Origin of the sequence: Mycetocola sp. JXN-3 (assembly GCF_014522285.1) — a bacterium.
Lineage (GTDB): Bacteria > Actinomycetota > Actinomycetes > Actinomycetales > Microbacteriaceae > Mycetocola > Mycetocola saprophilus.
In genome coordinates this window covers 1456040-1480649 of record NZ_CP041635.1, presented here as the reverse complement: position 1 = coordinate 1480649, position 24610 = coordinate 1456040, and the positions used below count along the sequence as shown (strand labels likewise).

The 24610-nt window shown below is 69.2% G+C and carries 22 protein-coding genes; 13 read left to right on the top strand and 9 right to left on the bottom strand.

Annotated elements, in window-relative coordinates; genetic code table 11:
* Positions 1 to 2 precede the first annotated feature (2 nt).
* On the bottom strand, positions 3 to 1811 hold the full coding sequence (locus C7C57_RS06810; RefSeq protein ID WP_187978065.1) for a prolyl oligopeptidase family serine peptidase: 1809 nt from the start codon (positions 1809 to 1811) through the stop codon (positions 3 to 5).
* Complete coding sequence (locus C7C57_RS06805) at positions 1808 to 3097, bottom strand: hypothetical protein (RefSeq protein ID WP_187978064.1); 1290 nt, start codon at positions 3095 to 3097, stop codon at positions 1808 to 1810. The genes C7C57_RS06810 and C7C57_RS06805 overlap by 4 nt, the downstream gene beginning before the upstream one ends.
* 104 nt (positions 3098 to 3201) lie before the next feature.
* Between C7C57_RS06805 and amiA the strand changes: the two genes are divergently transcribed.
* The 6 genes from amiA to C7C57_RS06780 all read left to right on the top strand — a co-directional run bounded on the left by amiA (position 3202) and on the right by C7C57_RS06780 (position 11470).
* Entirely contained in the window at positions 3202 to 3303 is a 102-nt protein-coding gene (gene amiA / locus C7C57_RS15835) for a streptamidine family RiPP (RefSeq protein WP_245601218.1), read from the top strand.
* Between the two features lie 76 nt (positions 3304 to 3379).
* On the top strand, positions 3380 to 4114 hold the full coding sequence (locus tag C7C57_RS06800; protein ID WP_187978063.1) for a hypothetical protein: 735 nt from the start codon (positions 3380 to 3382) through the stop codon (positions 4112 to 4114).
* Positions 4114 to 6501: a CocE/NonD family hydrolase gene (locus C7C57_RS06795; protein WP_187978062.1), complete on the top strand. Its 2388-nt coding sequence runs from the start codon at positions 4114 to 4116 to the stop codon at positions 6499 to 6501. Before C7C57_RS06800 ends, C7C57_RS06795 begins: the two co-directional genes overlap by 1 nt.
* A gap of 4 nt (positions 6502 to 6505) precedes the next feature.
* A complete protein-coding gene (locus tag C7C57_RS06790; protein WP_187978061.1) occupies positions 6506 to 7831 on the top strand; it encodes a hypothetical protein in 1326 nt (441 codons plus the stop codon).
* A complete protein-coding gene (locus C7C57_RS06785; protein WP_187978060.1) occupies positions 7821 to 9725 on the top strand; it encodes an ATP-binding cassette domain-containing protein in 1905 nt (634 codons plus the stop codon). Before C7C57_RS06790 ends, C7C57_RS06785 begins: the two co-directional genes overlap by 11 nt.
* Entirely contained in the window at positions 9722 to 11470 is a 1749-nt protein-coding gene (locus C7C57_RS06780; RefSeq protein WP_187978059.1) for an ABC transporter ATP-binding protein, read from the top strand. Before C7C57_RS06785 ends, C7C57_RS06780 begins: the two co-directional genes overlap by 4 nt.
* A gap of 60 nt (positions 11471 to 11530) precedes the next feature.
* Here C7C57_RS06780 and C7C57_RS06775 read toward each other — a convergent pair whose 3' ends face one another.
* Genes C7C57_RS06775 through C7C57_RS06765 form a run of 3 tightly spaced genes read right to left on the bottom strand, consistent with a single transcriptional unit; the run spans position 11531 to position 14419 of the window.
* Positions 11531 to 12523 carry an ABC transporter substrate-binding protein gene (locus C7C57_RS06775; RefSeq protein ID WP_187978058.1) on the bottom strand — a complete coding sequence of 331 codons (993 nt, stop codon included), beginning with the start codon at positions 12521 to 12523 and terminating at the stop codon, positions 11531 to 11533.
* A 13-nt stretch (positions 12524 to 12536) separates the two neighbouring features.
* On the bottom strand, positions 12537 to 13322 hold the full coding sequence (locus tag C7C57_RS06770) for an ABC transporter ATP-binding protein (RefSeq protein ID WP_187978057.1): 786 nt from the start codon (positions 13320 to 13322) through the stop codon (positions 12537 to 12539).
* Positions 13319 to 14419 carry an iron ABC transporter permease gene (locus C7C57_RS06765; protein WP_245601219.1) on the bottom strand — a complete coding sequence of 367 codons (1101 nt, stop codon included), beginning with the start codon at positions 14417 to 14419 and terminating at the stop codon, positions 13319 to 13321. The genes C7C57_RS06770 and C7C57_RS06765 overlap by 4 nt, the downstream gene beginning before the upstream one ends.
* Positions 14420 to 14902: 483 nt before the next feature.
* Between C7C57_RS06765 and C7C57_RS06760 the strand changes: the two genes are divergently transcribed.
* On the top strand, positions 14903 to 15205 hold the full coding sequence (locus C7C57_RS06760; RefSeq protein WP_187978056.1) for a hypothetical protein: 303 nt from the start codon (positions 14903 to 14905) through the stop codon (positions 15203 to 15205).
* Here C7C57_RS06760 and C7C57_RS06755 read toward each other — a convergent pair.
* Together C7C57_RS06755 and C7C57_RS06750 are read right to left on the bottom strand one after the other, a co-directional pair.
* On the bottom strand, positions 15202 to 15834 hold the full coding sequence (locus C7C57_RS06755; protein WP_187978055.1) for a hypothetical protein: 633 nt from the start codon (positions 15832 to 15834) through the stop codon (positions 15202 to 15204). The two genes, C7C57_RS06760 and C7C57_RS06755, sit on opposite strands and share 4 nt — an antisense overlap.
* Positions 15831 to 16448 carry a TetR/AcrR family transcriptional regulator gene (locus C7C57_RS06750; protein ID WP_187978054.1) on the bottom strand — a complete coding sequence of 206 codons (618 nt, stop codon included), beginning with the start codon at positions 16446 to 16448 and terminating at the stop codon, positions 15831 to 15833. Before C7C57_RS06750 ends, C7C57_RS06755 begins: the two co-directional genes overlap by 4 nt.
* A gap of 130 nt (positions 16449 to 16578) precedes the next feature.
* Here C7C57_RS06750 and C7C57_RS06745 point away from each other — a divergent pair, with 130 nt between their 5' ends.
* From C7C57_RS06745 to C7C57_RS06730, 4 genes are read left to right on the top strand one after another with little or no spacing between them, the layout of a single operon-like run.
* Entirely contained in the window at positions 16579 to 18198 is a 1620-nt protein-coding gene (locus C7C57_RS06745) for an ABC transporter substrate-binding protein (protein ID WP_187978053.1), read from the top strand.
* Positions 18188 to 19219 carry an ABC transporter permease gene (locus C7C57_RS06740; RefSeq protein WP_370581447.1) on the top strand — a complete coding sequence of 344 codons (1032 nt, stop codon included), beginning with the start codon at positions 18188 to 18190 and terminating at the stop codon, positions 19217 to 19219. Before C7C57_RS06745 ends, C7C57_RS06740 begins: the two co-directional genes overlap by 11 nt.
* Positions 19216 to 20169: an ABC transporter permease gene (locus C7C57_RS06735; protein ID WP_187978052.1), complete on the top strand. Its 954-nt coding sequence runs from the start codon at positions 19216 to 19218 to the stop codon at positions 20167 to 20169. The genes C7C57_RS06740 and C7C57_RS06735 overlap by 4 nt, the downstream gene beginning before the upstream one ends.
* Entirely contained in the window at positions 20166 to 21887 is a 1722-nt protein-coding gene (locus C7C57_RS06730) for an ABC transporter ATP-binding protein (protein WP_187978051.1), read from the top strand. The genes C7C57_RS06735 and C7C57_RS06730 overlap by 4 nt, the downstream gene beginning before the upstream one ends.
* Positions 21888 to 21917: 30 nt before the next feature.
* Here the strand turns inward: C7C57_RS06730 and C7C57_RS06725 are convergent, their stop codons facing one another.
* The gene (locus tag C7C57_RS06725) at positions 21918 to 22361 is read right to left on the bottom strand and encodes a DUF3995 domain-containing protein (protein ID WP_187978050.1); all 444 of its coding nucleotides are present in this window, start codon (positions 22359 to 22361) and stop codon (positions 21918 to 21920) included.
* A gap of 60 nt (positions 22362 to 22421) precedes the next feature.
* Positions 22422 to 22931 carry a DinB family protein gene (locus tag C7C57_RS06720; RefSeq protein ID WP_187978049.1) on the bottom strand — a complete coding sequence of 170 codons (510 nt, stop codon included), beginning with the start codon at positions 22929 to 22931 and terminating at the stop codon, positions 22422 to 22424.
* Positions 22932 to 23005: 74 nt separating this feature from the next.
* On the opposite strand from C7C57_RS06720, the gene C7C57_RS06715 reads away from it, so the two are divergent.
* Positions 23006 to 23800 (top strand): alpha/beta fold hydrolase, encoded by a 795-nt coding sequence (locus C7C57_RS06715; protein ID WP_187978048.1) that lies wholly within the window; start codon positions 23006 to 23008, stop codon positions 23798 to 23800.
* Positions 23793 to 24341, top strand: a complete 549-nt coding sequence (locus C7C57_RS06710) for a TetR/AcrR family transcriptional regulator (RefSeq protein WP_187978047.1) — start codon at positions 23793 to 23795, stop codon at positions 24339 to 24341. Before C7C57_RS06715 ends, C7C57_RS06710 begins: the two co-directional genes overlap by 8 nt.
* Positions 24342 to 24610: the final 269 nt, after the last annotated feature.

Genomic DNA, 24610 nt, shown 5'->3' with positions numbered 1-24610 from the left:
CCCTACGTCGCGGCCATCCCCATCCACGGGGTTGTCCCCGCGGCGAAGCCGAGCAGGGTCGCCGAAAAATCGAGCAGGGTTCCCGCCGCACGCTGCGCATGACCGTCGCCCGCCTCGGTCAGCAGCGCCACCCGCCCGCCGCGGCTGTTCAGCTCGTCGGCAAACCGCGTCGCCGCGGTGTTGTCCACCCGCTCATCCCGGCCCAGGATGCAGCACAGGATGGGTGGCACACTTTCGGCGCGTTCCCGGGCGGTCGCCAGGTGCAGCGGCGAGTACTCGGCGCGCTGGGCAGCCGTAGTCTCCCCGTCCACACCAAACTCGTGCAGCCATTGCGTTCCCAGGCCGTGGCGGCGCAGGTCCACGATGTCCAGCACAGGGGCCACCGCGATGACGCGCCCGAACGCGGACGGATCGATCAGCGCCGCCGCGGTCACCACAAACCCGCCGTGGGAGGCTCCCAGCGCCGTCATATCCTCGGTGCGGGTCCATCCCCCGGCCACCAGCGCGTGAGCCACATCGATCAGATCGTGCACCGCCCGAATCTTCCGTGTCCCGCGGCCCGCCTCATGCCACTCGGGACCCAGCTCGCCGCCGCCCCGCACCTGCGCGGCCACAAACACGCCCCCGGCCTCAAGCCAGGCCGCCACGGTGGGCTCCGCCTCGGTGCGATGGTGCACCCCGAATCCTCCGTAGACCGACAGCAGAAGGGGTCGGGGGGCTCGCGGATGGTCCCCCTCCAGAAACTCGCGCCGCAGCGAAACCACCAGCGGCACCGGGGTCCCATCTCGGGCGAGGATTGTCAGGTGCAGGTGGGTGTTGTGCTCGTCGCCGCGACCCGCTGCCGAGGCCGACGCAGATGCCGATGCGCGGGTCAGGTCCACACACACCACCCCCGAGGGGCGCTCGGGCGAGGCGCTATGCACCCAGAGGGACACCCCGGTCTGATCCTCGCTCACGCTCAGGGCCAGGAGCCGTTCGGCCGCGGACAGCGCATGGACGGGTGTTCCTCCAAGTGACAGCACCACAGCGTCCTCCACCTCGCGCGCGGTAACCTCGCCGAGGGAGGTGGCCAGCGCGACACGGCCAGCCGCGGGCACGGTCGCAGGCACAGGCACAGGCGCTGCTGCGCTGCCGGGCTCCGGCACCCAGCCGTCGTCCCGAAAAATCCAGGTGGTCGGCTCAGTCCCCGGATGCCGGGCGATGAGGCGAACGCCGCCCGAACCGCCCTCCAGACGCAGCCGCAACCCCTCGGGGGTGTGGGCAAGTTCCGCGGGCAGGCCCACCGGACGCGCATCCTCGGACGATCCCGCCACCCGCCACACCTCATGAACCGGCGGCTTGCCGGTGAGGATCCACAGGGAGGACTCGTGGTGCGGCCCGGCATCGATCCACACCGGGCGCGCGTGCCACACGGGCGGTACGTCCAGGCGACCGGGTTCGGTGTCGGCGGCCAGGATCCACACCTCGGCGAGTTCCGAGTCGGGGGTGCCCAGCAGCGCGGCCACCCGCCTTCCGGTGGGATCAAGCGCAAACCCACGCACCACCCGGCCCGCGGGCGCCGGCAGTGCCGTGCCCGGGTCCGGAGGGGTCGGCGTGCGCCCGGGCGCACACGCGGCACCCAGTGTGGATGCGGATTCGCAGTACAGCCGAGGGAAGTCCTCCCCCGGTCCGCGCCAGGTGTAGACGGCCATGCCTCGGGCAATCTGCGGCATTCCCTGCCGGGCGGTGGTGTCCCAGCGAGTGAGGGCCTCCCGGAAGTAGGCGCGCGCCCGGCGGGCATCCTCCGCATCGAGAACGCTGGCGTCGCTCATCGCCCCACCAGATCCCCGGGTGCGGGTGCCGTGGCGTCGATCCAGGCGAGGTGTCCGCCGTCCCGCAGGGCACCGGGCACCCGAATGGTGACCGGCGAGGCGGAGGGATTGGCCGTATCGATCAGCAGAACCTCGCCGTGTCCACCCCGGGTCAGCGCGACACGCTCATCCCGTGCGGATGCGGCGATGGCCCGTCGGTCCGCATCATCCCAGGGCTCGACCCCGGGTTTTGGGGCTCGATCCATCGGGGTGAGGCTCCAGGTTCCGCGCAGACTGAGCGGGCTCCCCGCCACGGGCGCGCGTTCACCCACGGTCGGGGCCGCGAGACTCCTCGCCGGATCGTTCCCAACCTGCGCCTCCGCCGCATCGAGGTCGAAGACCGCGAGGTCGTCTCCTTCGGGGTGCACCCGCGCCACCGCGATCCCGGTCGCCGTGAGCGCGAATCGAAAAATCAGCCCCTTCCCCAGCGGAGCGGTGCGCGTCTGTCCGGTATCAATGGTGTGCACCCAGAGCGTGTTCCCCCAGTCGGCCCAGTCGCGGGGAGCATCGCCACCCTGCCTGAGGACCGCAACGATGATCCGGCGGCGCGGGCAAAAGCGCAGGAAGTAGGCGCGACCCGGGGCAACCCAGGGGCGCACCCCCAGCGACCGAGGCACCACTCCGGTCACATCAAAGCACTCGAGCCCACGGTCGGTGGCGACCCACATCTGCCCGGAAACCGGATCGTAGACATCGCCATGCCCGGTGTCACCGATCGGCAAGATCTCATCCGCATGCAGCTCGGGACAGTGCACACCCACCCGCAGAATCTCCGCCACATCCAGCGATTCCAGCGCACCCGGCTCCCGGTGGCGCAGCACCACGCGGGGTGGATGCGCACCCCCGGTCACGATGACACCGGGCTCCCCCGCTCGGGTGCGCACCCGGCGCGACCGGGGTCCCTGGGGGGCGTCCAGATCCACCACGCTCACCAGGTCGCTCCACGGCTCCCAGGAGGCACCCAACCCGGTCGACACGCCGAGGAAACGACCACTCGGATCACACGCCAGATGCTCGCCGGGGATCGCCACCGACACTCGTTCGCGCACCTGTCGGGCCAGAGCATCAACCACCACCAGCGCACCGCCGGCGTCGTCCACCCAGGCGCATTTTCCGCCGCCGAGCGGCAGGATTCCGGCATGTTCGGCCACAACCTGACCGCGCCACCAGTCGGTCAGCGAGGCCGAATCGGTGTCGATAAATCCGATCGCCTCCCCGCGCTGGTCCGCCACCACGAGTACGTCCATCTGGGCTCTCCCTCGAAACTGTTATTGATAATGATTATCATTTAATTATAGGGTGAAGGCGTTGCCGACCGGCAGCACGAAGAAACACCGACGAAAGGAACCCCATGGAAAACACCGTGGTACTGACCGAAGTTGAAGAGACCGAGCAGCTGGCCCACCTGTCTGCCAGCCATTCGAACGCACTCGTCGAGAACCCGTTCGACTAGTCGGTCACAGTCCCCGCGGGGCGGATCCTCGGATTCGCCCCGCGGGGTGCCCGCCCACCATCAGGCAAGGACACCCGTGAACACCACACCCGAGCTCTTCACCCGCGATGGACACACGGTCGTCCGGGCATCCGACGGCACCTTCCTCCGGGTCACCGCGAGCACTACCACCGCCTCCGCGGCGGACCTGTACCGACAGGTTGGGGAACGCCTGGCGGAGCGCGCCGCACAGCACGCGGCCCCGATTCCCGGACGCGAGGGCATCTCCCTCGCCGGCGATCCCGCCGATCTGGCCGCCCTCGCGCCGGCCCTTTCCGGCCTCGACGCGACTCCACGCTCCCCCACCTCACCCGATCGCGCGCTCATTGTGCAGGTTGTCGCCGGCCGCACCCAATACCGCGAGCTGGACCATCTGGCCGCCGCGGGCACCGGGGTTCTACGCTGCTACCGCGAAGGTGATCTGGTGCTGATCGACCCCCTGATGCTTGGGCCCGAAGATCCCACCGGCTCTCAGGTTCTGCGTCGCCGCATCGCCGCCTCCCCGGCCGCCGCGGACCTCAACGCCTGGCTCGACACGGCCGGAGAGCATACGCCGGGTCTGGACGACCTCGATCCGGTCGCGCTCGACATGGCCGGGGCCCGGCTGCGCCAGATCATCGCCGCCTGGCAGCACAACACGGCCGAGCTGCCCCGGCTGCGCCGCACGCTCTGGATGCTGGACTGCGCGACCCTCGCCGCCTCCGAACACCCGGTCCTGGCGTTTCCCGAGCCCGCCGCGAGGCCGCAACCCCGTTCCCTGTCCCGGCCGTGATGACCGAGCCACGCACACTCGGGATCGCCGTCGATCCGCTCATCCGTCTCGCCACCGACCTGTATGAACCCGCGCCGGGCCGCCCCCGCGGCACCGTCCTGATCCGCACGCCCTACGCTCGTTCCGCCCAGCGAGAGCACGCACTCTCCTGGGTACGCCGCGGTTTCCGGGTCGCGGTTCAGGACGTGCGTGGACGATACGGGTCCCCGGGCAGCTGGCACCCCTATCACCATGAGGGTACGGACGGCGGGCGCACGGTGGTCGAAATGGATCGACTCGGACTCATCGCGGGCGAGCTCCTCCTGGTCGGTGCCTCCTATGATGCCCACTGCGCCCTGGAAGCCGCCCGCTGGCTCGACACCCACCCCGGGCGGGTTCCCACGATCCGCGCGGTGATCGCGATGGTGCCCGCGCTGGGTCTCTGGGAAACCGCACATGATCCGGACGGTACCCCGCGCCTGCGTGACCGCATCGGATGGTGGCACCAACACGGTTTCACCCGCACCTCCCGCGCCCCGCTGAGCCCCACCGAGCTGGATCGACGGGTCAAACAGGCTCGGCACCACGGCGTTGCCAGCGTGGTCTCCCCCGCCGAATACGGCGCGGAGGCCCCCGCCCTCTGGCAGCGACTCTGGGATGCCCGGCCCCTCGACCTCGCGGCGCGCTATGGCGCCTGCACCACCACGCTGCTGGTCATTGGCGGGGACACCGACTTTTTCACCCGCGAGGCGCTCCTCCTTGCCCGCGCCTGGGCGGGAGGTCGCACCGGTTATCTCACCGGGCCCTGGGGTCACGGCCTCACCGCGGACCTCGACCCCGAGACCGCCCGCGTGCTGCGCGCTCACGGGGGTCTGATGGCACGCATCGAACACGTCCTCGGCGACGCCACGACCCTCCCGTCCTCCCACCGCTTCACCGGGGACCCCGATACTCCGTGGGTCACCGATGCGCGCGCCCTCCACCCATCCGACGATGCCCACCCCTTGGAAGGACTCCCGATGACCACCGCCGACGCCCTCAATCTGCTCCCCCTACACACCCTGGTGGACGAGCACACGGGCATCATTCGCCGGGTCCGCTCGGTGCTCACCCCGGAAAACGCGCCGCCCGCCTACACCTCGATGACCGCCGAGGTGTCCGATGCCCGCTGGCTCGGCGATTGGCCGGCCGACCGCGTCTCGCTGGGCACCACGTTTGGTGATCCCCGACAGGCCTGGATTGCCGCGGTCGCCGAGGGAATGGAGCGATACTGCGGCAACTTCATCCCGCGGGAGGCCCCCGACGCAGAGCACCTGATCGGCACCGCGAGCGAGCTGCGAGCCGCGGGCCACCGGATCGTGGAGCTCGGTGCGCTGCCCCGGTTTGCCGCCTGGCAGCTGGAATCCCCCGATTTTCCGTATCGCAACCTCGATGAGCACACCGAAACCCTCTGGATGCGCTGCACCCGTTACTCCGACGGGGAGGACGTGTGGCTTCCGGCCAGCCTAGTCTCGCTCAACTGGCGGCAGCGACGCTTTGCCCACCTGCCGCGCATCCATCACCTCAACTATGCGGGCATCGCCACCGGGCAGGGATATGCCGATGCCCGCGATCGCGCGCTGCTGGAAACCATCGAACGCGACGCGCTGGAGGTGTGGTGGCACCTGGATGGTCAGGCCCGGGGCATCCGTCCCGAGTCGGTTCCCGGACTCACCGAGGCGATGGCCGGCAGCCACCTGACGTACTGGATCGTCGAGCTGCCCAGCGAGTTCGCTCCGGTCATGGCCGCCCTGGTCTTCGATCCCGAAACCGGGCTGTATGCCGCCGGGTTCTCATGCAAGACCGATCCGGCCGAGGCGGCGCGAAAGGCGGTCCTGGAAGCCGTGCACACGTGGGTCTATACGCAGGGCATCACCGAGGCGGACGGCTGGGTCTTCCAGGCCGTCGAGGCCGGGCTCATGGCGCGCGGACTCTACCTCGACCATCGGGAGGATCGGCGCTACCTGCGCGATACCGGGACCCATTTCTCCCGGGTGCGTGACCTCGGTGCCCACGTCCAGGTGTGGCTGGATCCCGAGGTCCACCCGCTCGCACGACGCTTCCGGGAACCCGCCCTCGGGCTGGTTGATATCGCGGATATTCCGGCGACCGCCCCAGCCGACGTGTATCGCCGACTCATCGATGCCGGCCACCAGATCTTTGCGCGCGATCTGACCACCTCGGACGTCGCGACAACCGGGCTCAGCGTGGTTCGGGTGGTGGTTGAGGGTCTCGTGCCCAACGCCCCGGCTGCCTTTGCGTATCTGGGCTGCCCGCGGTTCGCCGAGGCCGCCCTTGCTCGCGGCTGGCGCACCCGCATCCCCACCGAGCCCGAGGACTTCACCCTCGTTCCGCCACCCCACATGTAGGACCATGACCCCCTTCCAGCTCCCCCAACCCGCCAACCATGCCCGGCAGCTCTTCGCCGGGGCCTGGTCCTCGCGCGTGCCCGCGGACACGATCCATCCGGGCCCGCGTCAGAACCGCTGGGACCGCGGCGAGCGGGTCGCGCCCCTGCCCGTGGCGGAGGTCCCGATCGCGGCGATTCTGCACGAGCTGTGGCGTCCGCGCGGTTTCCATCCGGACCCGCTCACCCGCGAGCCCACGGGCACCGCCCGGCGCGCGATTCCGTCCGCCGGCGGGTGCTATCCGGTCCAGGTGCACCTGGTGGCCGGCGACGGATGCGACCTTTCCTCCGGGAGGTTTGCGCTCGATCCGCGGGATGCGAGTCTCGTGCGCCGGACGGGGACGGTTCAACCCGGCCGCACACCCCGGGGTGCCCTGGTGGTGCTCGGGGTCCTCCCCCAGCGCACCCGCGGGAAGTACCATCACCGCACCCCGCCGCTGCTCGTCGCCGATACCGCTTATGCCCTGTCCGGGATCATTCACCGGGCGGCGGCATACGGCCTGGAGTGCGAGCGGATTCCCGCGGCCCCCGACGAACTGGCACGGGTGCTGGGGCTACCGACCTACGCGCGCTGGCAGGAGGTCTGGCCGGGCACCGGGCCCGAGCTCCTGCTGACCGCGCTGTGGATACGCCGCCCGAGATGGCGGGCGAACGTAGCATCGAAGCGTGCCGGGCGGGCCGATGCCTCGGCGATCCTTGAGGAGATATGGGCCGAAACCGGTCGCCCCCGGGTCGAAACCGGTCCCCGTCCACTCCCCGAACGCGAGCCGCGCACCGACCCGGAGACCGCGGCCTGGGCGGATACCCTTGACCGGGATTTCCTAGGATCGGTTTCCGCACCTTCCCGCGCCCGACCCCTGCATTCGGACGTACTCGCGCGGCGACGCAGTCTCCCGCTGCACGCCCCCGGGGCACGTGATGCCGCGGAGGCCGCGCCCGAACGCGTCCTCACCGCCCTCGCGAGTATCCAGGTGCCACCCGCCTGCCGGATCGAGGTGATCGGCGCCGACGGGCTCGCCGATCCCTCACTCGCGGCTTCGTGCGCCGGGCAGCACTGGATCCGCTCACTCCACGGCCTGGTGCGCTTTCACGCCGACCGGTCACCCACTCCGGCCACCGTGTGGTGGGCATCCACCACTGCGGCCACCATCCTCTACTCCTGCCTGGGCGCGGGTCTCCCCCTGGGGTTTCGTCCCATCGGGGGCTGGCACGCCCATCCCGGTGCCCCGCTGACCCTGCACGGCCTGGGATTTCGCTCCGACCCAACGAAGGGAGCACACGGTGCTCACTAATCGGCGTCTCTGGGCGCTCACCCGCCCGCACCACGCCCTGCGAAACACACTCACCCTGGTGGTGTGCGCGGGGACCGCGACCTACTGGGCGCAGGCCTGGTTTCTCGCCGCCGCACTCTCGGGCCTCCTGCCCGGCCAGACCCACGACGTCGGGCGAGTGATGCTCAGCCTGGCCGCCGTGCTGGCCTGCGGACTCACCCGGACGCTGCTCACCCAGGTTCAGGTCCGGGTGGCCAGCACGCTGGGCGGCCGGGTGCGGGAGGACGTTCGACGATCACTCACCCGGGCGCTGCTGCATCCCCGGCGGCTGCGGGACGCGTCCGAGCGTGCGGGCGCCCGCAGGCTCGCCCTCGGCGAGGGCACCGACGGGGTCGAGCCCTACGTGGTCTCGTATATTCCCGCCGCCCTGCAGCTTCAGATCCTGTGCCCGATCCTGCTGATCGTGATCGCGATCATCAATCCACTTCTCGCCGCCGCCCTGGCCGCGGCGCTCCTCATCGCCGTGGGTGCACCCCGGCTGTGGAGCCGCCTACTCACCCGACGCGGCGCCGCGCACTGGGACACCTACGAGGCGCTCAGTGCCGACTTCGCCGAGGGGCTCCAGGGCATGCGCACCCTGAAGATCCTGGATGCCGTGCCGCGGTTTCGCGCACGCCTGAACGACCGATCCGATGCCCTCCATCGGGCAACGGTTCGCACGATGCGGGTCTCCCTAGCGGATACGGCCCTCGCCGACCTCGGCATCCAGGCGGGCCTGCTCGCCGCGGCCGCGTTGACCACCCTGAGCGCACTGGGTGTCCTGCCCTCGGGGCTACTGGGCGGGACTCCGGCCCTCAGCCTGTTCACGCTGATGCTCGCCTCGGAACTGTTCCGACCCGTGCGAGACCTGGCTCGGCACTGGCACGCCGGGTACCTAGGAATGTCGGCGCTGGGCAGCATCGATGCCGCCATCGGAGACACCGACCCGTCGGCCGAATCCGCGGCATCCGATACACGGCCCGGTGCCGCGGACGGGGGGACGCACCGAGACCGGGAGGAGTACCGAGAGAACAAGGAGCACCGAGCGATCGAACGGCACCACGCAAACGAGCAGCACCGTATGGGCGAACCACACCGAACAGACGATGAGCACCGTGTGGACAACCAGCACCAACCAGACGAGCAGTCTCGGGGTCACGAACCGCACCAGCCTCACGGCAGCGTGCTCCGACTCGACCGGGTCGGTTTTGCCTACACTCCGGATTCGCCCCCGGTGCTCAACGAGGTCACCACCACGATTACCCGCGGCGGCATCACCGCGCTGGCCGGCCCCTCCGGCACGGGCAAGAGCACGCTCTTTGATGTGCTGCTGGGATTTCTGCCGGCATCGGGCGAGTGCCGCCTCGATGGTCGACCCCTGCGACCCGAGGATATCAGCGTGGTCTCCCAGCACGGCTACCTCTTCCCCGGCACCATCCGCGCCAACCTGAGCGCGGTGGCCCCGGACGCCTCGGATGCCGACATGCTCGCGGTGATGCACCGAGCCGGACTCGGCCGCGAACTCGCCTCCTGGCCGCTGGGGCTTGACACCCGGGTGTCCGAGTCCGGGCGCTCCCTGTCGGGCGGGCAGATCCAGCGCCTGAGTGTGGCACGCGGGCTCCTCGCCAACCGCGCGATCCTGCTGCTTGACGAGCCCACCTCGGCGCTGAACCCCGAGCTGGCCGCACGGCTGCTGGCAACCCTGCGCGAGGAGGCCCGCAGCAGAATCGTGATCATGATCGCGCACCGGGCCGAGGCGCTCGAAGCCGCCGATACCGTCCTCACGCTGCGAGCGGGGACCCTGCACCGGGCCTCAACCTCAACCGCAGCGCCCACATCCACATCCACATCCACCACCGTCATGGAGACTCGATGAGTACCACGCCGCCCCGCACCGATCCGCTCTGGGCGCTCATCCCCGCCCTCTCCGCCCACCGCGGCGCCCTCATCTGGACCGGCCTGGTGGGCCTGGCCAATAACCTCGCGCTGGTGTTCCTCGCGGTGGCCGGCTCATACACCGTCACGCTCGCCCTGGTGGAGCAGCGCCTAGCCGAACCCGGCTGGTGGATCGCCGCGGCGAGCGCGGTCCTGCTGCGCGCGGTCCTCACCTGGCACGAGATGGATATCTCCCATTCGATCGCCTATCGGGTGCTGGCGGCGCTTCGGATGGCACTGTTTGACGGTTTCGCCCGCGGCGTCCCCTCCCGCTCACCCGATCAGCACACGGGACGCCTGGCCGCGACCGCGATGGGCGAAACCGAAAAACTTGAGTTCTTTTACGCGCACACGCTCACCCAGCTGGCCGGTGCCGCGGTCCTCCTCATCGGGGCGCTGCTCGTGCTGGGTGGCCTGGGCCCGACGCTGGCGGCGGGATTCGCGCTGGGATGCGCGGCGCTTTTAGCGTTCAGCCTTCCGCTGCTGCGCAAAAATGCGCGACTCGGCGAGCGCATCCAGCGGGCGAAGTCGGATCAGTCGGCCCTCGTTGTGGATGTCCTCTCGGGCACCCGCGAAATCCTGAGCTTCGATCTGCGGGACCGTGTGGGTGAGCAACTCTCCGCCTCCACGCGGCGAATCGTCGAGTTGGAGCGGCGTCTGCGGGTGCGCGAGAGCGCTGCGGCGAGTATTCGAGAGCTCTGCACACTGGCAATTTTGATTGTGGTGTTTGTGCTGGCCTGGAATCAGCCGGGGCTGGAGCGGGTGTGGATTCCCGCGGTCATCGCCGGCACCCTCACCGTGCTCGCGCCGCTCACCGAGGCGGTCGCGGTCCTCACCCAGCTGCAGCCGCACCGGGCCAGCGCGGCCACGGTGGTTGCGGGAATCTCCCTGCCCCCCGAGGGGCCCACAGAGGGGCCCACCGTGGAGTCCCTCGAGCAACCCGCCGAAGACCCCGGCACTCGGTCCGCGCCCCGAGGATCCACGATGCGGATGCCCGCGGGCCCGCTCGGGCTCGAACTCAACGCGGTGCAGTTTTCCTACGCACCGGACGCCCCCGCCCTTGCTCCCACCTGGCTCACCATCGCCGCCGGTGAGCACATCGGCATCGCCGGGCGATCCGGGTCGGGCAAAACCACACTGGCTCGTCTACTCGCTCGGCTCTGGGAGCCGGATCGGGGCAGCATTCATCTGACCGCCGAAACCGGAGCACACTACGATCTGCGCGACCTGGATCTGTCCGGCTACCGGAGCCACGTCGGCCTGGTGGAGCAGGACGCCACGATCTTCCACGGCTCCCTGTGGGACAACCTTCGCCTGGCCGATCCAACCCTGACCGAGGACACCGCACTCCACACCCTGACCCGCGCCGGGCTCACCCTGGATCCCGGCCGCTGGCCCGCAGGGGTCCACACCGAGCTGGGCGAAGCGGGATCGGGCATCTCCGGCGGCGAGCGCGCCCGCATCGCACTCGCGCGCGCCCTGGTCCGGCGGCCACGCGTCTTGATCCTGGACGAGACCACCGCGGCCCTGGACGCGCGCTCCGAATCGAGTCTGCTCGATGCGTTGGCGGCGCTGCGCGGGGAGACCACCGTGATCACCATCTCGCACCGTCCCTCGACCCTCGCCCGCTGCGACCGCGTGGTGCAGCTCCCCGCGTTGCACCGCGAACCCGAGCCGAGGGGCTAACCACAACAACGGGGCCCTGGCCGATCGGATTCGATCGGCCAGGGCCCCGTTACTGTGCGGCTAGGACGCGTGCAGCCCCTGCGCGATCTGCTGCACCGCACGAATGTTGCCCCAGGTTCCGGGCATCACATCGTCGGAGGCGATCGCGATCAGGCGGTCATTGGCAACCGCCGCAACCTGGGGGAACGTGGACCGCAGGTAGTCCCGGGTGGCCTGCTCGTGGGCGGCATCTAGGGTGGTAAACACGATGGCCTCGGGGTTCTTGGCGATCAGCGTTTCGGGCGAGATGACCGCAGAGAAGAAGCTGGCAAACGCCGGATCCTCGGGGCTAAACACGTTGTCACCGCCGGCGAGCTGGATCATGTTGTACTCGATCCCCGCGCCGATCGCCGAGATGCTGGTGCCCTCCACAAAGAGTTCGGCCACGCTCGGCTTGGGCTGCTGGGCGGTGCGGGTGGCAACCTCATCCAACGTTGCCTGTGCCTCGTTCGCTACCGTCGCGGCTCGCTCCGGCACCCCGAAGATCTGGCCCAGGTTGGTGATGTCCTCCAGGAGGTCACTCACCTCGGCCACGCTGCGGCGATCCGAACATCCGGCCGTGGCCACGTACGCATTCGCACCCGCGGCCTTCAGCTGCGCAATGTCCGCAAAGCCCTGCTCGGCGGTGAATTCATAGGTGGTCGGGGCGTACACAAAGTCCGGCGATACCCCCAGCAGGACCTCGCGGGAGGGCGGCATCTGGTCGCTCAGCTGGCTCACCGTGCCGTCCTGGGCGAGTTCGGGGGCGAGCGGCTGGCCGTGGGTTTGAGCCTCGGCGACCACGCGATCCGCCAGGCCCAGCTTGATCAGCATCTCCGACTGGGCCGGGCTCATGGCCACCGCACGCTCGGGGGCACGATCCACGCTGAGGGTGCGGCCGCAGTTGGTGAGGGTGACCGCGGAGGCCGACCCACTCGCGCCGGTATCGGGGGTCGACACGGCCTGGCCACAGCCGCTGAGGAGGAATCCGCCCAGGAGCAGTCCGGTCAGCGGAAGGAGGGTTTTTGTTGTCATTCGGGTATCACTTTCACTTGGGTGGGATGGGAGGGGTGGGAGCAAGCGCGATCAGGGTCCGACCGGTGATCGGATGGGTGATGCGCCTCGAGTCCACGCCAAAGACTGCGCGAATGCTCCGCGGGGTGAGAATGTCGTGGGGGTCGCCGATGCCCAGCAGCTCCCCCGCGCGCATGAGCGCGACGTGGGTGCAGAACTCGCTGGCCAGGTTCATATCGTGCAGGGCCGTGATCACCGTGAGTCCGCGGCTCGTGGCCAGGGACATCAGCTCAAATTGAAACGAGATGTCGAGGTGGTTGGTGGGCTCGTCGAGGATCAGAATCGGGGCGTCCTGAACGAGGGCCCGCGCGAGCAGGACCCGCTGTTTTTCCCCGCCCGAGAGCACGGTGAAGGGACGCTCGGCCAGGTGGGTGGCGCCCACGTCCCTCAGCGCCTGATCAACCAGGTCGCGGTCGCGGTCGGAGTCCCCACCGAAGCCGCGCTGATGTGGGACCCGTCCCAGCATCGCCATGTCACGTACCGAGATGGGGAACTCCTGGACGGATTCCTGCGCCATGACGGCCACGCGCCGGGCGACGTCCCGTGCGGACATGGCCTGCACATCCGATCCATCCACCAGCACCCGCCCGGATGCGGGACGCTGCGCGCGATAGGCGGTGCGTAGCAGCGTGGATTTTCCACAACCATTGGGCCCCAGAATGCCCAGCACACTCCCGGCGGGCACACTCAGGCTAACCTCCGTGACCAGGCGTCGACCGCCCAGCTCCACGCTGACCGACTGAAACTCCACGCCCGTCATCGGGTGCCACCCATCCGAGCGCCCGAGGTGCGCATGATCCAGAGGAAGAAGGGAGCGCCCACCACCGAGGTCAGGATTCCCAACGGGATCTCGGCGGGCTGGGCGACGCTGCGGGCAAGCAGGTCGGTGAGCATCAGAAAGAAGGCCCCGCCCAGCATGACCAGCGGGATCAACCGGCGATGATCCGCCCCCACGATCATCCTGATCACGTGCGGTACCACGAGCCCCACAAATCCGATTCCACCGCAGACGGCAACCGTGGTCGCGGTGAGCAGGGCGGTGGCGAGGAGAAGGGTGCGACGCAGCGCGGGCACGTTGACCCCGAGGGCGGTGGCGGTCTCATCCCCGGCGAGCATTGCGTTGAGCGCCCGCGAGCGCAGCAGTGCATAGGTTCCCACCAGCACCAGGGCACCGGCCGGCAGCAGGAGCTGGGCGTATGTGGCCGCCGAGACGCTGCCCAGGAGGAAAAACAGCACGCTGTAGACGTTTTGGGCCGAGGTGGTCAGGGTCAGAAAATTGGTGATCGCGGCGAGCAGGGACCCCAGGGCAACCCCGGCGAGAATCAGGCGTGAGGGGGCGATGATCCCGCCCTGACGTGCCAACACGTACACCAGGAACGTGGCCCCGATCGCCCCGACAAAGGCGGCGGCGTTGAGACTCAGCCCGGCAACCGCGGTGGATCCGGCCACGATCGCCAGGACGGCACCCACCCCAGCACCGGCCGAAACCCCGAGGATGTAGGGCTCGGCCAGCGGGTTGCGTACGTTCGTTTGAAGCAGGGCTCCGGCCAGCGCCAGGCTCGCCCCGGCAACGCCCGCTAGCAGGGTGCGCGGGAGTCGGAACATCCACACGGCCTGGTCTTGGGCACCGGTCAGACTGCCGTCACTCATCCAGGGCATCCCGGGCAGCAGGTGCCCCAGGATAACGCGCGCGGCCTCAAGCGGCGTCGTGCCCAGCGGACCGGTGGCGGCGGAGGTGAGGAGCACCACAAGAATCGCGACGCTCAGCAGGAGTACCCAAACCCCGGTCCGAGAGCGCGCGGGGCGACGCGGCGAGGGGGCGGATGGAAGGGTGGCTGCACGGCTGTTGTCGGTCACACATCACAGCGTAGCTTAATGAGAGCGATTCTCATTAACGGTGTGATGAAATCCCCGCGCCGCGAGTGCCACGACACCCTTCCGGGCACACCGCGGACTCCCAGCCAAACGCGCATGGAAGGTGGGAGGATCGTAGCGTCTCAATCCAGGACTCGGATTCCCCTCCACGGCGTTACACACTGCCCCCGAATCTCGGCCCCACACACCTCCCCGTCATCGCAACCGGCGAATCCGAAACGTCGGGGATGAACCACGGTCCCTCAAGACATCCGAACGCGGTCATCAACCGGCATTAGAAGGAGCATCTTGAGAGTCAAAATTCGCTTTGCCTGGGCCACATTGCTGACGTTACTCCCGCTCATCGCGCTCCTCCGATCCGCAGGCAGCCAGCCCGTCATCGAGCGACCAGTCGCCACACACTGGACCCTTGCCGGAATACCGGATGGATACCAAGATCAGAGTGAAATCTTCTGGGGTGCCCTAGTGCCCACGATGTTCTGCACCATCATCGCGGTAGCCCTCGTCATTACCCTCGACCAGAGTGTGGGTCGCTGGTCTGCCGCCAGCGCGTTTGGAACCCTTGCGCTGGTCAGTGCCGCGGCAGTGCAGCTACGCAGCGCAATCCTCACCACGGCGATGCAACCCGAACTCGGCGATCGCCTCGGATCGCCATTCCTCACGCTCCTCTGGGCGGTGCCCTGGGGGCTGATCGCCTTTTGGATTGCATGCGCTCGGCGGCCGGTCATCACGGCCGATCCGGCGACCACGCCGGAACCCGCAGACTAGTGCCCGCCCTCGCCGTCCTCGTCATGGTCGTGATCGGGGTCCTCGGGCTCGCCGCAGGCGTGGCCCAGCATGCGGAACCCGTGGAGGACCGGGCTGGTCTCGGTCTGGCCGAAGGCGTTGGTGCGGGTGATCGTATAGTCCACCTCGGCACCAAACGGATGCGAGGTGAAGGACTGCCCGGGCTCGCCGATGAAGGTGCAGGATCCGGCGTCGGTGGCACCGCCCGCCGCCTGAGCCGAGTCCCACCCGAGCCGCGCGGTTACCCAGGCGGCGTCCTGGCCGAGCGCCGTCTGCACTCGCAGCCGGCGATCCTCGGGGACCGGAATCTTGGTGCACTGCTGGCCGCCGGCCGCGCCCTTGCACACCTCACCGTTGGTCGCGGTGCACTCGGTCTGCCCCGGCTGAATCTCGCATCCAGCGAGCACAAAGGAGGCGTCGGCATGGGCGTTGTTTTGCTGGACGATCCGCAGCGTCGCGGTGCTTCCCGCGCCCTGACTCAGCGCAAACAGGACACCCCCGGCGGCGAGCACCAGGACCACGAGCACACTCAGGGTGATGATCAGCCCGCGATGGCGACGCTTCGGCGGTTCGATGGGCGAAAAAACGGGTGCGGGCCAGGCCTCGGTCATCGGGTGTCCTTCGCAAGATTGGTGAATCCGGCCAGGGCCGGGCGCAGCGCCGCGGCCACATAGGTTTCCAGCCGGTCCCGGCGCACGCCCGCGGCAATCCAGGCGCCCACGCCGGCGGCAATCGCGCCCACCGTGACCGATCCAATGGTGCGGGCGATGAACTCGGATTCCTCGGGAGCCACAAACGCCTGGATCGCCTCGGCGAGCGCCAGCAGCCGTGCCGGTGCCGAGGCCTCCAGATCCGCACGGGTTCCCATCAGCTCAACCTGGCTCAGTGCCCACGGCACCCGGGAAGCCGGATGTTCGGCCGCCACCGCGAGAATCAGCGTGGTGAGCCGTTCCAGCCGGGTCCCCTCCTCCTCGGAGCCGGACGCTCCGAGTGCGGTGACCAGCGCGGTGATGGACGGGTCCAGATCGATCCACAGCAAATCCGACTTGGCCCCGAAGTAGTTAAAGAAGGTGTTTCGGCTGACCCCCGCGCGCTGGGTGATCTGCTCGATCGAGGTGGCCGGATACCCCTGCTCCAGGAACAGCTCGGCCGCGGCATCCTCAAGCATCTGCCGGGAGGATCGGCGCGGACGGCCCACTCGGGCGGCGGGGGAAGCTTCGGTCACCGCGGTGTCCTTTCATCGGATTTCCCCCAGCCTAGCGGGCGGGCGACACACGTTTTACATCCACGCCGCACTCGCGCTAGGCTGGGTTCTTGCACCCGATCCAAAAACCCGGATCGGCAGGAAGGTTCCCGTGAATACCCATCGTCGCCTGCTCGGTTTTGCCGTGCCCGCGCTGCTTCTTGGCTCGGCCCTGGCGCTCTCGGCCTGCTCGGCCGTGGCCCCGACCGAACCCGTCTCCACCGATAAGACCCTGGTTTACGCCAGCGGGGACGCCGAACCGACCTGCCTCGACCCGCATGTGGGTGGCAACTATCCGCAGTCGCTGCTGGCCGCGCAGTTCCTGGAGCAGCTGGTCTCCGAGAATAAGGACGGCGAGTTCACCCCGTGGCTGGCGAAGTCCTGGACCACCTCCCCGGACGGCCTCACCTGGACCTTCACCCTGGCAGACAACGTGAAGTTCAGCGACGGCACCCCGCTGGACGCCGCCGCCGTGGTGCGCAATATCGAGCATGTCCAGGATCCCGAAACCAAGTCCTCGACGGGATACCTGGCCCTCGCCAAGGTCAGCAAAGCCACCGCGACCGACGCCCACACGGTCACCCTGAACCTCAGCCAGCCCGACAGCGCGCTGCTGGAATCCCTCAGCCAGCCCTGGCTCGCGATCGAATCCCCCGCCGGACTCGCCCGCAGCCAGGACGAAAACTGCCAGGCCCCGATCGGGACCGGCGCGTTTGTGGTCGACTCCTGGAAGCGCCAGGACAGCGTGACCCTCAGCCGCAACCCGCACTACACCACCGGGACGGGCGAGCCCGCGCTGGCGAAGATCACCTGGCGCTTCATCCCCGACTCCGCCACGCGGATCGCCGCGCTGCGCTCGGGGGACGTGCAGATGATCGACAACGCCCAGCCCGACACGATCGCCGCCAGCGCCGCCTCCGACGAGATCAAGCACCTCGACGCCCCGCGTCCGGGTTCGGTCAACCGGATCGAGTTCAACTCATCCCGCGGACCGCTCGCCGACGAGCGGGTACGCGAGGCACTGGTGCGCGGCGTGGACGTCAACGCCGGAATCAAGACCCTGTTCTTTGGGACCGCCAAGCGCTCCTACTCGCCGCTGTCCAGCGTGGAAAAGCTCGGATTCTCCGAGCCCAAGCTGTTTGACACCGATGTGAACGCGGCCAAGAAGCTGCTGGATGAGGCGGGCTGGGTGCCCGGCACCGACGGGATCCGGGAGAAGGATGGACAGAAGCTCAGCCTGAAGTTCCCCGTCAGCACCAACCAGTCCATCCCCGCCGAGCAGTCACTGTTTGAGCAGATTCAGGAGCAGGCCAAGGGGCTGGGGATCGCGATCACCATCACCCCGCTGGACCTCTCCTCCTGGTATGAGGCTCTGGGCAAGAACGACTACGATCTGGTGAGCGCTCCGTACACCAAGGTGGGTCCGGATGTGCTGCGCATCCTCTACCACTCCGCCGGGATCACCCCGGCTCCCAGCGGCTACTTCGCGAACCACGCGCAGGTCAACCTGCCCGCGCTGGATGACCTGCTGACCCGCGCCGCCGAAACCGGCGATCAGACCGAGCGGGCGAGCCTGTACGAGCAGGCGCAGAAGACCATCCTTGAGGGCTACTACATCCTGCCGCTCTACGACCAGCAGAACCACTTCCTCTACTCGGGCAAGCTCGCCGGAGTGGGCGAGGTCAACTCGGTGGGTAACCCGCTGCTGCGCGGGGTTTCGTTTGCCGGATAGTCTGGCCCGGCCCGACGCCGCCACGCCCGCCCGCACCGCTTCGGTGCAGGCGGGCGCTCGTGGTTCCCGCGGAATCATCGCCACGGTCGGGCTGCGAATCGGCGGCGCGATCCTGGTGCTGTGGGCCGCGGCCACCGCCACATTTTTTGCGGTCAGGCTGATTCCCGGCGATCCCGCCCAGGCCTTTCTCGGCGGCCCCGGGTCCCAGGCCTCCGCCGAGGCACTCGCCCGAGTGCGTGCCGAAAACGGATTCGACCTGCCGCTGTGGCAGCAGTACCTCGACTACCTGGGGCGTCTGCTGCGCGGCGAACTGGGCACCTCCTATTCGCTGCACGCCCCGGTATCCGAGGTGGTGGGCGAACAGCTCGCCGGCACCCTGGAACTCGCGCTCTGGTCGCTGGTGATCGCCTGGGTCATCGCGCTGGGCCTCGCACTCTGGTCGGTGGCCGGAGGTCCGGTGGCCGCGCGCATCGCCGCCGGAATCGAGATGACCGCCGCGGTCCTCCCCCACTTCTGGCTGGGCAGCGTGCTCATTTTGCTGTTCGCCACCGGTCTGGGCTGGTTGCCCGCAATCGCCACCCCGGATGCGCGCGGGATCATCCTGCCCGCGCTGACGCTGGCAATCCCGCTGGCCGGGTTCCTCGCCCAGCTGCTGCGCGAGGCCCTACAGGATGCCGCCGCGCAGCCCTTTGTGCTGACCGCGCGGGCCCGCGGGGAATCCCACGCCTCGGTGTTTGCCCGCCATACGCTGCGGCACGCGGCCGGGCCGGCCATCGGTCTGACCGGCTGGGCCTTTGGCTCGCTGATGAGCGGTGCCGTGGTGGTCGAGACGATCTTTGCCCGGCCGGGCCTCGGGCGCACCCTGGTATCGGCCGTGCAGGTGCGCGATGTGCCGCTGGTGATCGGGCTGACCCTGGTCGCCGCCGCGGCGTATCTGGTGGTGAGTGTGCTCTCCGATCTGGCCGAGCGCGCGCTGAACCCGGCCCTGCGCATCCGCACCGAGGCGGCGGCGGGGGCATGAGCGAGAACACACGCCAGGAACGTCCCGGCAGCGAGCCCACCTCGCCGCCCACGCCCCCACACACCCAGCACGCACGGGCCTCGCAGCCCGTGCCCCCACGCGCAGCCTCCCCGTGGGGTTCGCATACGCCCCACAGATTCACACTGCGCGCGCGTGACATCCCCCGGCTGATCGCCGCCCTAATCCTGCTGTTCCTGGTCATCGCCGCGATCTTCCCCGCACTGTTTGCCCCCGGTAATCCGCTGGCCATCGATCCCGCCGCGGGATTCCAGCCACCCGGCGGTGCCCATCCGTTCGGGACCGACGGGTCGGGCCGCGACCTCTATACCCGGGTGATTCACGGTGCCGGACCCTCCCTGCTGATCGGCCTCGGCGCAACCGCGCTGGGCATCGGCCTGGCCACGGTTCTCGGGTTCCTGGCCGGTCTCGGCCCGCGCTGGCTGGACTTTGGCACCTCCCGGCTAATCGAGGTCCTGCTCGCCTTCCCCGGGCTGGTGCTCGCACTGCTCGTCATGGTGATCTCCGGGCCCGGCGCGTTTGGTGCCACCGTGGCCGTGGGACTTGCCACCGCTCCCGGCTACGCCCGCATCATTCGCGGACGGGTGCGCGAGATTGCCGGATCCGGCTACGTCGAGGCGGCCCGAGTACAGGGACGCGGGCGGGTGCGCATCCTGACCCGGCACATTCTTCCCGGCACCGCGCGCTCGCTCGCCTCGCTGGCGACCCTGGGGCTCGGCCAGGCGATCGTCTGGGTATGCGCGCTGAGCTTCCTGGGTCTCGGCGTCGCGCCCCCCGCCGCCGAGTGGGGTGCGCTGCTCAATGAGGGACGTCAGTTCATCGCGACCTTCTGGTGGCTCACCTTCTTCCCCGGCCTCTTCATCGTCCTGACCGCCGTCTCGGCGACGGTCCTGGGCCGCGGGCTCGCCCGCACCGATCGGAGCGCATCATGACACCCTTCCCGCCGACCGGCCACCCTGAAGCCCCACACCCCGCGGTGCCGCCGCTACTGGAGGTGCGCGGCCTGCGCATCCGGTTTGGCGCCACCGAGGTGGTGTCGGGGATCGATCTGAGGATCGCGCCCGGTGAGTGCGTGGCGCTCGTCGGAGAGTCCGGTTCGGGCAAGAGCGTGACTGCCCGCTCGATTCTGGGCCTCGCCGGACCGGGGGCGAGGGTGGATGCCGAGCTGCTGCGGGTGGCCGATACCAATGTGCTCGGCCTGCGCGAGCGTGGCCTGCGCACACTCCGCGGCGGCCGGGTGGGACTCATCCCCCAGGATGCGCTCGGCGCGCTGGATCCGCTGCGCCCGATCGGCCACGAGATCGATCGCACCCTTCAACTGCACACCCGGCTGGGTGCTTCCGCGCGGCATGCACGCGCGCTGGAGTTGCTGGACGCGGTGGGGATCCCCGAGCCGGAGGCGCGCATCCGGCAACGACCGGGTCAGCTCTCCGGCGGGCTGCGTCAGCGTGCGCTGATCGCCAGCGTCCTGGCCGCGGAGCCCGCGCTGCTGATCGCCGATGAACCCACCACCGCCCTGGATGCGCGGGTGCGCCGCGGGATCCTTGAGCTGCTCGGCTCGCTGCGCGATGCGGGTACCGGGTTGCTGCTGGTGAGTCACGACCTGGACGCGGTGCGCGGGATCGCCGATACCGTGGCCGTGATGTCCGAGGGACGAATCATCGAGCGCGGCCCGGCGGCCACGGTCCTCGAACATCCGGCCGAGGAATACACCCGGATCCTGCTGGCGGCCTCCCCCGCGGGAGTGCCCCGGGGGAGGCCGCTGCTGGCGGCGCCGATGCCCCAGGCGACACAGACCCCGGCCGTGACCGGATCCGATCCACTCGCACCCACGTCTCCGTCGGCACCCGCACCCGCACCCGCACCCGCATTTTCCTCCACGCCCGCGCCGATCCTCGAGGCTCGCGGCCTATCCAAGACTTTCGTCACCCGCGGGTTCCGGGTTCCCGCCGTGCGCGACGCCTCACTGACCCTACATCCCAGTGCCACGCTCGGTCTGATCGGCGAATCCGGCTCGGGCAAGAGCACGCTCGCGCGCCTGATCCTGGGACTGGAAACCCCGGATGCGGGAACCGTGGAGCTGGACGGGCGGGAGTGGGTTCCCGCGCCCGAATCCGCGCGACGTCCGCACCGTCACCGCATCGCGGCGATCTTCCAGGATCCGCTGGCCACCTTCGACCCCCGGCTCAGCGTCGCCCAGATCCTCGCCGATGCGCACTCGAACGGACGGACCCTGCGCGCGGCCGGGTGGGAGCGCGCTATCGCCGACTCTCTGGATGCGGTGGGACTGCCATCGACGCTGGCAGGTCGTGGACCGCGGGAACTCTCCGGCGGTCAGCGGCAGCGGCTCTCGATCGCCCGAGCGCTGGCGCAGAATCCCGAGATCCTGGTGTGTGATGAGCCGGTCTCGGCGCTGGACCTGACCGTGCAGGCACGCGTGCTCGACCTCCTCGATGCGCTTCAACGCGAGCGCGGACTCGCGCTCCTGTTCATCTCCCACGACCTGGACGTGGTACGCCACGTCGCCGACACCGTCGCGGTCATGAAGGACGGCGAAATCCGCGAATCGGGCCCCACCGAACGGGTATTTGGTAATCCCGGGGATGCGTACACCCGGGCCCTCCTCGCCGACACGGCGGCGCACCGCTAGGCCACGCCGACCCGCCACGAGTACCCGCCGCTAGCGTCGGCGCGCGCCGATCAGCAGGGCGATTCCCAGCGCCAGGCACAGCGGCCGATAAACGCGTGCATCCAGGCGACGAAAGGTCTCTCCGGGCTCGGGGAGTTTCAGCAGCCGGCAGGCAAGGACTCCGCCCGCCCCACCGCGTGCAAGCACACCCGCGGCCGCGAGCACCCGCGCGGTTCGCACAACCCCGCGCTCCCCCGCGGCCCCCGACACGGCGACGCCAGCGGCGAGCGCTCCCACCGCCACGATCCCCGAGGGAACCGGGCCGGGCATCTCCTCGGATCCCACCACGGCTCGGGCCAGCTCGGGCCGCGTGCGCGCGGGCCAGGGCGATCCGGTAGCCCACACCACGTGAATGGCACCGATCAGGCCCAGACCCAGGCCACCGGCGATCCGACCGATCCGGGTCAGCGGACGAGGGGATGTGGGAAGGCTCATGCCGCCCACGCTAGCAGCCCGGCCGCTCTCGAACACCGATCCGTCCCGTTCGCCACGTCCCTAGTCACTCACAGTTCCATCCAGCGCCTCGCGGATGATGTCGGCATGACCGTTGTGCTGGGCGGTCTCCTCGATCAGGTGGGCGATAATCCCGCGCAGGTTCCACACGGCACCGTGCTGATCGGGCACCGCGGCGAGCGCATCAAAATCCGCCTCGGAGAGCACGGCTCGGGAGCGTTCGATCGCCGCCACATAGTCCGAGCGCAGCGTTTCCGGCGAGAGCCCCGCGGCGGAGGTGAGCTCCCAGTCGGGATCATCGGACCAGGGGGCACTCGCCCAGGGTTCGGGCATGTCCTCCCCCCGGAATCGACGCACCAGCCAGATATCTTCCACATACGTGAGGTGACGCAGCAGACCCCCGAGGGTCAGCGTGGAGACGGTGGTTCGTGCGGCAAGCTGGGCGGCGTCGAGCCCCGCGGTCTTATCGAGCATCGTGGCGCGGTGATAGTCCAGCAGGCTCACCAGGATGGTGCGTTCATCGCCGGAGGAAGCGGGGTCAATTCGGTTCATTCTCCCAGTGTCCCAGACCGGGTTGACAATAAAAACTAATAGCGTTAGTTTTAACCCGTCGAAAGGAATTTGAGATGACATCCAGCATTCAGTACCTCACCCGCCCCGAGGGGCGCGTCGCGTTCGAGCGCAGCGGCGAGGGTCCGCTGATCGTCTGCATTCCCGGCATGGGCGACCTGCGAAGCTCCTACCGGCACACCACCGCGGCCCTCGTAGCCGCCGGCTTCTCGGTGATCACGATGGACCTGCGTGGCCACGGCGACAGCGACAAAACCTTCACCGACTACGGCGATGCCGCAACCTCCACCGACATCGTGGCCCTGCTCGACTTCCTCGACGAGGATGCGATCGTCGTGGGCAACTCGATGGCCGCCGGTGCCGCGGTGATGGCCGCCCGCGCCACGAGCCACATTCGCGGAAACGTTCTGGTGGGCCCGTTTGTGCGCAACCCCACGGGCAACCTCGGCTGGATCCTCAACATTCTGCTGCAGCCGCTCTGGGGCCGCGCGGTGTGGATGGGATACCTCCCCAACCTCTATGCGGGCACCAAGCCCGCCGATCAGGCCGAGTATCTCGCCAGCGTCCGCCGCGCCCTGCGTCCCGGTGATGCTTTCCACGCCTTCCGTCTCACCACCCGCGCCGATCACGCCCCCGCCGAGGCGGCGCTCGACACCACCACCCCGACCCTCGTGGTCATGGGTGAGAAGGATCCCGACTTCAAGGATGCGCGCGCCGAAGCGCAGTGGATCGCGACGCAGACCGGCGGCCGCACGCTCATGGTTCCCGACGCCGGGCACTATCCGCAGTCCCAGCGTCCGGAGATCGTCGCCCCGGCCATCATCGAGTTTGCGCGGGCCCAGCGTGGCTAGGGCGGGCCTCACCCCCGATCGGGTGCGGGATGCGGCAATCGAGCTGGTGCGCGCCGAGGGCTTCGAAGAACTCTCCCTCGGTGCCCTTGCCCGCGAGCTCGGGGTACGCGTCCCGAGTCTCTATAACCATGTCACCGGCCTCGACGCCCTCCGCGCCACGGTGTCGGCCGCAGCGGTGCTCGCCCTGGACGAGGCGCTGAGCGAGGCGAACACACTGGAAACCATCGCCCACGCCTACCTCGCCTTCGCCCGGACCGAACCCGGACTCTACCGCGCCTCGCTGCGCGCCCCCGATCCCGAAAACACCCACCATGAGGCGGCGGCCCTGCGGGTCCTCGAGCGGATCGAGGAGGCGCTGTCGGAGTTCCCGCTGGGCCCCGATGAGCGGATCGACGCGATCCGCGGGCTGCGCGCGCTCCTGCACGGCTTCGTTGAGCTGACGTTGGCCGGGGCATTCGAGATGCCGCGGCCCATCGAGATCTCCCTGGATGCGGTTCTGGCGGTCTTTCGACGCGGACTGGAAACTTTTCCCGCAACCTGACGCAACACTCGGTCATCGGACAACACCGGGCGCAATACCAAATTGACCGACCCGGATTCGCACGATTGGATAGCACTACCGCCAATCACCCGCGCCCACCAGTATGGTGCAGCCGCGCAACCGGGTGAGAGGCGAGCGTCCCGCCGCGTTACCCCGCCGCGGGTTCGTGTCCGATCGGTGTCTGGTTGGGGATCCCGACACCGATCGGACACGATGACGACACAGCCTCAAGACGATCGGGTTTGCGGATTACGGTTCCGCGCGAGCCT

Bases quoted from the DNA above. Each gene is read 5' to 3' on its own strand.
- C7C57_RS06810 (WP_187978065.1), bottom strand. From the start codon at position 1,811: ATGAGCGACGCCAGCGTTCTCGATGCGGAGGATGCCCGCCGGGCGCGC.
- C7C57_RS06805 (WP_187978064.1), bottom strand. From the start codon at position 3,097: ATGGACGTACTCGTGGTGGCGGACCAGCGCGGGGAGGCGATCGGATTT.
- amiA (WP_245601218.1), top strand. From the start codon at position 3,202: ATGGAAAACACCGTGGTACTGACCGAAGTTGAAGAGACCGAGCAGCTG.
- C7C57_RS06795 (WP_187978062.1), top strand. From the start codon at position 4,114: ATGACCGAGCCACGCACACTCGGGATCGCCGTCGATCCGCTCATCCGT.
- C7C57_RS06790 (WP_187978061.1), top strand. From the start codon at position 6,506: ATGACCCCCTTCCAGCTCCCCCAACCCGCCAACCATGCCCGGCAGCTC.
- C7C57_RS06780 (WP_187978059.1), top strand. From the start codon at position 9,722: ATGAGTACCACGCCGCCCCGCACCGATCCGCTCTGGGCGCTCATCCCC.
- C7C57_RS06775 (WP_187978058.1), bottom strand. From the start codon at position 12,523: ATGACAACAAAAACCCTCCTTCCGCTGACCGGACTGCTCCTGGGCGGA.
- C7C57_RS06770 (WP_187978057.1), bottom strand. From the start codon at position 13,322: ATGACGGGCGTGGAGTTTCAGTCGGTCAGCGTGGAGCTGGGCGGTCGA.
- C7C57_RS06755 (WP_187978055.1), bottom strand. From the start codon at position 15,834: ATGACCGAGGCCTGGCCCGCACCCGTTTTTTCGCCCATCGAACCGCCG.
- C7C57_RS06735 (WP_187978052.1), top strand. From the start codon at position 19,216: ATGAGCGAGAACACACGCCAGGAACGTCCCGGCAGCGAGCCCACCTCG.
- C7C57_RS06730 (WP_187978051.1), top strand. From the start codon at position 20,166: ATGACACCCTTCCCGCCGACCGGCCACCCTGAAGCCCCACACCCCGCG.
- C7C57_RS06725 (WP_187978050.1), bottom strand. From the start codon at position 22,361: ATGAGCCTTCCCACATCCCCTCGTCCGCTGACCCGGATCGGTCGGATC.
- C7C57_RS06720 (WP_187978049.1), bottom strand. From the start codon at position 22,931: ATGAACCGAATTGACCCCGCTTCCTCCGGCGATGAACGCACCATCCTG.
- C7C57_RS06715 (WP_187978048.1), top strand. From the start codon at position 23,006: ATGACATCCAGCATTCAGTACCTCACCCGCCCCGAGGGGCGCGTCGCG.